Here is a 9,076-nt window from a genome sequence, read left to right as displayed (position 1 = left end):
AAGACTGCTAACATCATCATGGACACCACTTACTTTGGTCGTAAGTTCGGTTTAATGGTTTTTATGGACAATACTACTAAAGCGGTTCTTTACTACGCGATAGTCAGTCATGAAACCAATAGTACCTACAAACAAGGAATTGATCATCTAGCATCGTTAGGCGTTGATGTACAAAGCATCACCTGCGATGGCAGACGAGGGCTTAGAACGTTATTTACTTGCACCCCTTGCCAGATGTGCCAGTTTCATCAGGTGCAAATAGTGACTCGTTACCTCACTCGTCGCCCTAAAAATATTGCTAGTATCGAGCTTAGACGGCTCACTTTAGACTTAACTAAGCTTGATAAAGCCACGTTCACAAAATGCTTAGATCAATGGTATTTAACCCATGAAGACTATCTGAGTGAGCGTAGCATCAATGAAGATACTGGTAGAACGTGGTATACGCATAAGCGTCTTAGAAGTGCTTATCGCAGCCTCAGAACCAATAGTGATTGGTTGTTTACTTATCAAGAGTATGAGCAGTTAGACATACCAAATACCACCAATTCTCTTGAAGGTTTATTCAGTGAGTTAAAGCGCCAATTACACAGTCATCATGGTCTAAATGACCAGCGTAAGTTACGGTTTATTAAAGACTTTCTACTATCAAAATCACTCAAATAGCATGAATTATGTCCATTAGCGACTACCTTCTACTTTTTAGCATGAATTTTGTCCATTACACCAATATTTGACGTATCAAGGCTTTTAGTTTGACACGTTCAATATCGATAGGCTTAGTCTGTGTGCCATAGTAGTAGCTGCTTTTAATGATGCCAAATAAGTCACATAGTCGGCGTTTACTGACGCTTTTGTCTTGCTCTGCAAGCTTGCTTATCAGCGATAGCCGTTCAGGCTGTCCAAGGCCAGCAGAGCAGAAGCCTTTTTTAATATGTCGCGCTCCATAGTGAGTCGCTTAACCTGCTTACGCAATTCTTGTAGCTCGCGTTGTTCATCCGTTAAAGCGTTGCCGACTTTAGGTGCTTGGCCATTCGTTTCTTGTCGATACTGACTCAGCCATTTCTGCAGGGTGGATTTGCCAATGCCAAGTGAGCTTGCTACATCAGGTATTTTACGCTTATGCTCAGTTACTAAGCTGATGGCTTCAAGCTTGAATTCTCGGGTATATTGATTGCGATTGTTGGTCATACTAGTTTCCTTCTTTGGGTTATTATAACCTCTTAGAAGCTGTCCAATTTTATTATGCCACTACAAACCGCATCGCCAGTGTTTGTGTGCGTGTTCTTCACCACCGCATAGGTGGCTTAGAAAATGATGAATATCCAGCCATGCACAGAACGACTCTTCACCACCGCATAGGTGGCTTAGAAAAACCAAAAGTGATGCTGTCTTTAGTTTGGCTGCTTCACCACCGCATAGGTGGCTTAGAAAGTTTGTTTGATGACAGCCAGTTAGATGACGCGCTTCACCACCGCATAGGTGGCTTAGAAAACCTCGCCAAGTAGCGGGGTTTTTTTGTGTATCTTCACCACCGCATAGGTGGCTTAGAAATAACCAAAACGCAAGCAAGTGGCTTTAAGCGACTTCACCACCGCATAGGTGGCTTAGAAATGAGACAGCAGAGGTCGCTAGAGCCAAGTTAACTTCACCACCGCATAGGTGGCTTAGAAATACCACCCTAAAAGCAATGTTTATCGCGGCTGCTTCACCACCGCATAGGTGGCTTAGAAATACGAAGTGGTAGATAGTTTTGATAGCGAATACTTCACCACCGCATAGGTGGCTTAGAAATAAAAACTGACAGTCGAAACAAGACACGAAGCCTTCACCACCGCATAGGTGGCTTAGAAACTATAAAGGACGGCTTAATATTTTTTTATTTTCTTCACCACCGCATAGGTGGCTTAGAAAACAAGTCCAAAATCAGTGGTCTGTTTTCGGTGCTTCACCACCGCATAGGTGGCTTAGAAACCAAGATGAAGCGGCATTGGCGTATTGAATAGCTTCACCACCGCATAGGTGGCTTAGAAAACAACCGCATCGCCAGTGTTTGTGTGCGTGTTCTTCACCACCGCATAGGTGGCTTAGAAACACAGACCAGCTTCAGATACTCTTCAGGCAGCCTTCACCACCGCATAGGTGGCTTAGAAACATAACATGCTTAATCTGCTCAGTCTGTGCAACTTCACCACCGCATAGGTGGCTTAGAAATAGACCGTTTATGGGTATGAACGACGACGACACTTCACCACCGCATAGGTGGCTTAGAAAATTAACCAAAACGCCAATGCAGCAAACAGGCGCTTCACCACCGCATAGGTGACTTAGAAATTGGCTAATCCACTCGCCGCCTTTGTCCTTTCCTTCATCACCGCATAGGTGACTTAGAAAAAGATGATTAACAAAGGCTTGATGCTTGAAGACTTCATCACCGCATAGGTGACTTAGAAAACCTCTGCGTGTTGTTCTGCATCTAGTGCAAACTTCATCACCGCATAGGTGACTTAGAAAAATAAAACCCCATCATACCGCCTAAAAGCCAACTTCATCACCGCATAGGTGACTTAGAAAAACAGCCTTACGACCTTGCGCACGCTCTTCTGCTTCATCACCGCATAGGTGACTTAGAAACTGCAAATACGCCTAAACGCTGGAACGGGTCGGCTTCATCACCGCATAGGTGACTTAGAAATAGCGGCGTGAGTGAGCCATACGTCACTAAAGCTTCATCACCGCATAGGTGACTTAGAAAATTAGCGCCTAAGTAAACACTGCAAGGCTCGTCTTCATCACCGCATAGGTGACTTAGAAAATAAAACATCCTTTGTTAGTTGCTTACTGCATCTTCATCACCGCATAGGTGACTTAGAAATTATACATTCTGCTATTTTCACCTGCAAAACCCTTCACCACCGCATAGGTGCTTAGAAAGACTGGCTCGGTCTCCACCTTGGCGACCTTATCTTCACCACCGCATAGGTGGCTTATAATTCTCGAAAATAGACTGATTAAGCACTACGCTTTTTACATAGAAGAAAATAATCAACATAAAAAAAACCAGACAGCCTAGGCCATCTGGTTATCAAATACTCTTAAATATCTATCTACTAACCGTAAGCTGTCCCCCAGAAAAACTGATGCATCCATCACAAAACCAAGATTTATGTTGTCTTGCATGGGGAATATCTGCTGGCACATCTAGTTGATAGGGACGACCGCAATACTCGCAATGTATGTCATCTAAATAAACCTGGCATTTTGCAAGCGTAGCAAACAACTCCTCAGACCTTATATTGTAATCGTAGCAAAGTATCTTTAGGTGATTGATATAGTCATTGGGTGATAAATACGACCAATATTCATAGCACAAACGCTTTGCTACATCATCTAGGCTTGAGTTGAACACAAAGTTAACACTCATGATATTCTCCTCGTTAGTAGCCATAACCAGACAGTGGTAGTAGCTCGTAAAGCTCGCTCTGTAGCTGAATACACATATCTTCAACCACATATCCAAGACTCACATCCAAGCGCTTCTGTACCCATATACGCATCGCCATATGATTGTCAAAGCAAGGCTTAACTCCTAAAAAGCGCGCTAGATTAGAGCCAGGTTGAATACATAGATCATAAATCAGCATATTGGCGATAGTATTTGCATCCTCACTGACATAGCCATTAGGTTTAAACTCGGCAAATAGCTTGTTGTAATCAATAATTTTCATTTTGACGTCTCCTTGTCAGTAGATGCTTGAGTAATCTGGCTTCGATTTACGAGCGCCTCAAAAGCACTACCATCTTGGCGTGTCATATTTGGTACATAGCGACTATAAGTATTAAATAACATCTTAGTCGTCGAATGGCCCATTTGACTGGCTATCCACTCAGGACTCTCACCTGCCGCCAACCATAAAGTCGCTGCAGTATGGCGTGTTTGATAGGCGTTGCGCTTCTTCAACCGTAAAACTTTAAGTGTAGGATGCCAAATACGCTTATTCACATTGTTATAATCCAATGGCTCACCCGTATGTGAGCAAAACACATAATCCGAACGCCTATAAGAGATTTCTTGTTGCTCTTTCAGCGCCTCATAAACCCATGGAGACATTTGAATAGCACGATAAGACTCCTATGTTTTAGGAGGGACAATCTTGCCTTTGACTAACGCCTGCTTAATGACAATCTCACGACGATTGAAATCAACGTTATCCCATGTCAGCCCATCAATCTCACTGGTACGCATACCTGTAAAAAACCGCACCAGATAATAATGGCGATAATCTTCTCTCACGCCATTAATAAACGTCCAAACCTCCTCTAACGTGAGAGGCTGAATATCAGTTTTAGGCTGTTTGAGTGCCTTGATATCATAATAAGGGTTATCAAACTTATAGCGTTTAGCGGCTTCTTTTAGTATCATACCCAAAGGTACCATTATCGAATTGATGCGTGCCGCTGACAGATGTTTGTTAGCTTTTCCGTACGTTACTTTGGCGAGCGATGAACGGAAGGCTAATACATCTGTCTTTTTTATGACATGAATGGCTTTAGTACCAAACTCAGGAAGCAAATACATATCAATAATCTCCTGTATTTTGCGCTTGTAAGTATCGCGCCACTCAATTTCCTTTTCAGAAAACCACAGTGTTGCGAACTGCTTGAAGGAAGGAACGTTAGTATTAATGCATTCCTTACGATCGTTTAAAGCTACCATTTCTGCAGCCTTATCACTTTTCGGAAAGTATTTAGCATAATTAAAAATACCTAACCTAATTTCGGCTTCCATATTCAAAATAATACTTTCAAGCTTTTTACGATTTGCCGGAGTATCTATCAGGTTTGTCGTCTCCCGACAGCGTTTGCCCATATAATAAAAATCAACAAATAGCATGTTGCTACCTTTACGTGCTCTAATGCTAGCCATCATATTTCTCCTTATTGCAGTGCCATGGCGTTGATGCTACCGGTGATACCAGTGCGCATGTCTTTTTCAATTTCTTCCCAAACGTATAAAATCTTGCGACCACCAAAAGGACGTATGTAATGAATGCCTTCAATAAGTACGCTATCCTTAAGCTCATTACGGATCATGCGCGGATTGTATTTGATACGCTCAGAAAGCTCTTGGGTTGTCAGGTAAGTGTGTGACATAATACATTCCTTATATAAAGTTTAATTATAATGGTACTTTTGAACACCATAGTTGTAATTTAACATATTTTTATAACTATGCAAGTACTTTTTACAACTAAGATTGGAGTTTTGATGTGATAGTTAATCATTTACCGACTTTGTTAGCCGAAAGAAGACTAAAGGTAGCGGATGCCGTACGCGCGACAGGAATCAGCAAAACGACGTTACATAAAATATATAACGACCAATCATCAAGAATTGATTTTGATACTATCGATAAGCTGTGTGAATTCTTAGAAGTTGGGGTTGGAGATATCTTTGAATATGTTGCTAGTGCCGATATGGAGAATGCACAAACGCTAGAACCTAAGAAAAGTTAGCAATAAGCTCGAGCTGTATAGTTAACTGCAGATTTAGATACGATTTGGCATATGTGTTAGACATTAAAAAGCCCAAATCACGTGATGATTTGGGCTTTCGCTAATACCGGCTTTTGAAGCATGTAAAATGCAAACATTGAGAGTACTTAAGGTTGAGGTCAAAAAGCTCCATTATTTAACGAGCCAAAAATACGTTAGGCACGCCTTGGGCACATTTTACGCACACGGACTTTTTAACGGATTTAACTTACGGATAGACAAACAGAGTTTTTGCCGGATGTATACTTTCGATCTCTGCTACAACCCTTATAAAACGGGCATAAAAAAAGCCCCAATCATAAAGATTGGGGATTTTCGAATCTGGTAGGCGTAATCGGATTCGAACCAACGACCTCTACCATGTCAAGGTAGCGCTCTAACCAACTGAGCTATACGCCTATTTAGGACATGCATTTTAGCAAGTTTTTAAAACTTTGCAAGCCTTTTCTATCACAATATTAGGTTATTATAAGAATAGCTAATTTTACGCTTTATAATGAAACACTTAAGAGAATTAGAGTACTCTAAATAGTTTCCACTATCTAAGACAGCTCATAGCTTATAGACTGTCAATATTATAAAAATATAACTTCTTAATCGAGATCATCAGATGACCTTACGCATTCATGCTTTATTTCACACAGATTACGAAGACCTCAGCTTTATTAAGCATTGGGCAGTTCATCATCAGCACACTATTACCTACACGCGTTCTTATAATAAAGACACCTTGCCAGCGCTTGACAGTTTTGACTGGTTAATCGTGATGGGCGGGCCGATGAGTGTCCACGATGAGGACAACCATTCTTGGCTAATTGAAGAAAAACGTCTGATTAAACAAAGTATGGATAGCGGAAAAACAGTGATAGGTGTCTGTTTGGGGGCGCAGCTTATTGCGCACTGCTTGGGGGCGAGCGTAGAGCCGGCAGGCGTAAAAGAAATCGGCTGGCTACCTATTCAGTTGACTAAAGACGCTCAGTCTCACCCTTTACTACAGGACTTACCAAAGCAGCCGTTTACGGTCTTTCATTGGCATGGCGATGGGTTTGAATATCCACAAGGAGCGATTCCGTTAGCAACATCAGCAGCGTGGCCCAATCAAGGCTTTCTTTATCAAACGCCGCAGCAAAAAGCGCTTGGTACTTGGGTTATGGCTTGGCAGTGTCATTTTGAAGTCACCAAAGAAAGCATCGTTAAAATGGTAGCAAATGGCGACAATGCCATTCAAAAAGGGCTAATTAACTATCCTAAAACCGTACAATCACCTACTGAAATCATAACGCTTGGCGATAAATATATTGCCGATAACAACGCGCGCTTAGCAGCCATGCTCAATCGTATGGTAACGACGGCGGACATTTAAACCTAATCTTTCAATCCTAAGAAAACTTAACGGTTTAGCTGCTTTTTACCTCTTTTAGCCGCAAGCCCACCCTTTATTGAGTCTGCTGGTTTGATGCCGCCATTTTTACCCCACCATAGGTAACCAACACGACGCCAAGCGCTATCAATGATGCGCCCAAAAACAACCCTTCAGGCGGACGCTCGCCTTGTAAAAAAATAGCAACCGGCACACCAACCACCGCCCCAACTGAGCCTAATAAACTGAGTAGTACGGGGCCGCCGGTTTTTTGTAGTAAGAATAACAATAAAAACTGTCCAGCAAAAACGAAAGCCTGCACGGCAATCAACCCTAACGGCAACATCTCAGCTAGCGGAACGGCAAGAGAATAATTAGGTAAAATACTAAACAAGCCAAGTAGCACGGATGCGGCTATCAGCATACCCGGTGCCAGCGCGCTCGGAGAGAGATTATCAGGCCAATATAAGGTGCGATAAATATTACCAATCGCCAATAACACCGGACCACAAAGCGCTAGCCCAATCCAAAAAACACTGGCATCGGGCGCAGTGAATTTACGGACGGCGAGCACCCCTGCGCCGGCAAGTGCCGCGACCACGCCAAGCGCGCGCAGCTTGGTAAAGCGCTCTATTCTTAGGATGATAGCGGCAAGATACGTCAATAGTGGCGGCAGAGAAATAATCAAGGCGACAAAACTGGCGCCGACATGCGGAATAGCGGAGAAGAAAATGAGATTGGAGCCTGCCACACTCACCAACGCCGCAACCAAATAATAGCTCAAGGTTGTTTTGCTTAACGGCGGCAGCTCGTGGCGTAACAACGCATAACTAAATAAAATAAACGCCGCACCTGTGATAGACCAAAACAGAAATGCCAGCGGCGTCAGACCGACCTCACCTGCTAATTTGGCTAGATTGGTAGAAATACCGATCAATCCGCCACCCGCGATGAGACACAGCACAGGAATGAGCCATGCTTTTTTATCTTTAGCTATAGATTGCGGCGCTGACTGACTCATAGACTACCTTAGTGTTAAAACAGCGGCTTTATTCATCGTCATTAGCGCTATTACTATTTTATTGACTTAGCATTATTATTAGCTTTTATTTCATCACGATAGATGAGCGCTCGCGCCAATGCAACCATAAACGAGTATCAAGCTCATATTGATGATAGTTTGGCTCCATATGACAGCAAAGTTGATAAAAGGCCTTGTTATGCTCTTGCTCCTTAAAATGCGCCAACTCATGCACCACGATCATACGCAAAAACTCGGGCGGCGCTTCTTTAAATAGGCTGGCTACCGTGATGCTATTATGTGATTTTAGCTTACTGCCTTGCACGCGCGATTGATAGGTATGAATGCCAAGTGCCTGATTGAGCACCGCAAGTTTACTGTTATAAGAAACTTGCGACAGCGGACTGCTCTTACGCATATACTGATTTTTAATGTCATTACTATATTGATATAGCGCTTTATCGCTTTGTATTTGATGACGGTTTGGATAGTTTTTATCCAAATACTCACCCAGCCTGCCCGTGCTAATCAGCGTCGCCGCTTGGCTTTGAATTTGCTCAGAGTAATGCGCGATATACTTTAATGTGGTCAATGTGTTTATCCTTGACGTTTCAATGTTTAACGACTACTAATGCCTGTTTACTTAATGTGCCACAGAATTAGACAGTAAATTCATCACCACTACCCCACCAACAATCATCGCAATGCCGATTATCGCTGCGGTATCGAGCGTTTGCTTAAAAAAGAACAGTCCTACCAGTGAAGTCAATACGATACCAAGCCCGCCCCATAATGCATAAGCTATACCAATCGGTATGGTTTTTATGGTTTGGGTCAATAAGTAGAACGAAATTGCATAAAGCACCGCCATAATCAGCGTGGGCACAAAACGCGTGAACTGCTCTGACTTGACCAAAAAGGTAGTGCCAATGACTTCGCAGACAATAGCGATGGCAAGGTAACCGTAAGCAATCATGGTTGGACTCATATTTAGGGCACCTATATCGGTTAGAATATGTTTCCTAGATTCAAATAAGAAGTGCAACGTTTTAAAAGAATGAGTTGAAGAGTAAGATGTGCCGTGTTGCATTTCAAACTTCAACTCCTACATATCAGAACGTTATGAAACACTATACACAT

At 42.6% G+C, this 9,076-nt stretch carries 9 protein-coding genes, 1 tRNA gene, 1 pseudogene and 1 CRISPR repeat array; of the genes and pseudogenes, 3 read left to right on the top strand and 8 right to left on the bottom strand.

What is annotated here, in order from left to right; all coding sequences use genetic code 11:
* The coding region (locus A7325_RS13870) for a hypothetical protein (protein WP_227515012.1) at positions 1–666 on the top strand (666 nt) is incomplete at its 5' end.
* A 213-nt stretch (positions 667–879) separates the two neighbouring features.
* On the opposite strand, the gene A7325_RS11725 is transcribed toward A7325_RS13870, so the two are convergent.
* From A7325_RS11725 to A7325_RS11710, 4 genes and pseudogenes are all read right to left on the bottom strand, one after another.
* Positions 880–1,191, bottom strand: coding sequence for a transposase (locus A7325_RS11725; RefSeq protein WP_025650617.1), 312 nt, complete (start codon positions 1,189–1,191; stop codon positions 880–882).
* Positions 1,192–1,286: 95 nt separating this feature from the next.
* A CRISPR array of direct repeats spans positions 1,287–2,875; the repeat unit is 28 nt; unit sequence CTTCACCACCGCATAGGTGGCTTAGAAA.
* A 562-nt stretch (positions 2,876–3,437) separates the two neighbouring features.
* Entirely contained in the window at positions 3,438–3,728 is a 291-nt protein-coding gene (locus A7325_RS11720; protein ID WP_068408363.1) for a hypothetical protein, read from the bottom strand.
* A pseudogene (locus A7325_RS11715) lies at positions 3,725–4,927 on the bottom strand (Arm DNA-binding domain-containing protein). The gene A7325_RS11720 and the pseudogene A7325_RS11715 overlap by 4 nt, the downstream one beginning before the upstream one ends.
* An 11-nt stretch (positions 4,928–4,938) precedes the next feature.
* Positions 4,939–5,154, bottom strand: a complete 216-nt coding sequence (locus tag A7325_RS11710; protein ID WP_068408361.1) for a hypothetical protein — start codon at positions 5,152–5,154, stop codon at positions 4,939–4,941.
* A gap of 116 nt (positions 5,155–5,270) precedes the next feature.
* Here A7325_RS11710 and A7325_RS11705 point away from each other — a divergent pair, with 116 nt between their 5' ends.
* Positions 5,271–5,516, top strand: coding sequence for a helix-turn-helix domain-containing protein (locus tag A7325_RS11705; protein ID WP_068408359.1), 246 nt, complete (start codon positions 5,271–5,273; stop codon positions 5,514–5,516).
* A 361-nt stretch (positions 5,517–5,877) separates the two neighbouring features.
* On the opposite strand, the gene A7325_RS11695 is transcribed toward A7325_RS11705, so the two are convergent.
* Positions 5,878–5,954 (bottom strand) — tRNA-Val (locus A7325_RS11695).
* A gap of 211 nt (positions 5,955–6,165) precedes the next feature.
* Here A7325_RS11695 and A7325_RS11690 point away from each other — a divergent pair.
* Positions 6,166–6,918, top strand: coding sequence for a type 1 glutamine amidotransferase (locus tag A7325_RS11690; protein ID WP_068408356.1), 753 nt, complete (start codon positions 6,166–6,168; stop codon positions 6,916–6,918).
* A gap of 73 nt (positions 6,919–6,991) precedes the next feature.
* Here A7325_RS11690 and A7325_RS11685 read toward each other — a convergent pair whose 3' ends face one another.
* From A7325_RS11685 to A7325_RS11675, 3 genes are all read right to left on the bottom strand, one after another.
* Entirely contained in the window at positions 6,992–7,936 is a 945-nt protein-coding gene (locus A7325_RS11685; protein ID WP_068408354.1) for a DMT family transporter, read from the bottom strand.
* A gap of 85 nt (positions 7,937–8,021) precedes the next feature.
* A complete protein-coding gene (locus tag A7325_RS11680) occupies positions 8,022–8,528 on the bottom strand; it encodes a M48 family metallopeptidase (protein WP_068408352.1) in 507 nt (168 codons plus the stop codon).
* A gap of 51 nt (positions 8,529–8,579) precedes the next feature.
* Positions 8,580–8,924: a DMT family transporter gene (locus A7325_RS11675; protein WP_082894398.1), complete on the bottom strand. Its 345-nt coding sequence runs from the start codon at positions 8,922–8,924 to the stop codon at positions 8,580–8,582.
* Positions 8,925–9,076: the final 152 nt, after the last annotated feature.

The sequence above is a fragment of the Psychrobacter sp. SHUES1 genome (genome assembly GCF_001652315.1).
Lineage (GTDB): Bacteria > Pseudomonadota > Gammaproteobacteria > Pseudomonadales > Moraxellaceae > Psychrobacter > Psychrobacter faecalis.
The sequence above is the reverse complement of the archived record's forward strand: the minus strand, read 5'-3'. Positions and strand labels throughout refer to the sequence as shown.

Coding starts and splice junctions, on each gene's coding strand:
- A7325_RS11725 (WP_025650617.1), bottom strand. CDS start 1,191: ATGACCAACAATCGCAATCAATATACCCGAGAATTCAAGCTTGAAGCC.
- A7325_RS11720 (WP_068408363.1), bottom strand. CDS start 3,728: ATGAAAATTATTGATTACAACAAGCTATTTGCCGAGTTTAAACCTAAT.
- A7325_RS11710 (WP_068408361.1), bottom strand. CDS start 5,154: ATGTCACACACTTACCTGACAACCCAAGAGCTTTCTGAGCGTATCAAA.
- A7325_RS11690 (WP_068408356.1), top strand. CDS start 6,166: ATGACCTTACGCATTCATGCTTTATTTCACACAGATTACGAAGACCTC.
- A7325_RS11685 (WP_068408354.1), bottom strand. CDS start 7,936: ATGAGTCAGTCAGCGCCGCAATCTATAGCTAAAGATAAAAAAGCATGG.
- A7325_RS11675 (WP_082894398.1), bottom strand. CDS start 8,924: ATGAGTCCAACCATGATTGCTTACGGTTACCTTGCCATCGCTATTGTC.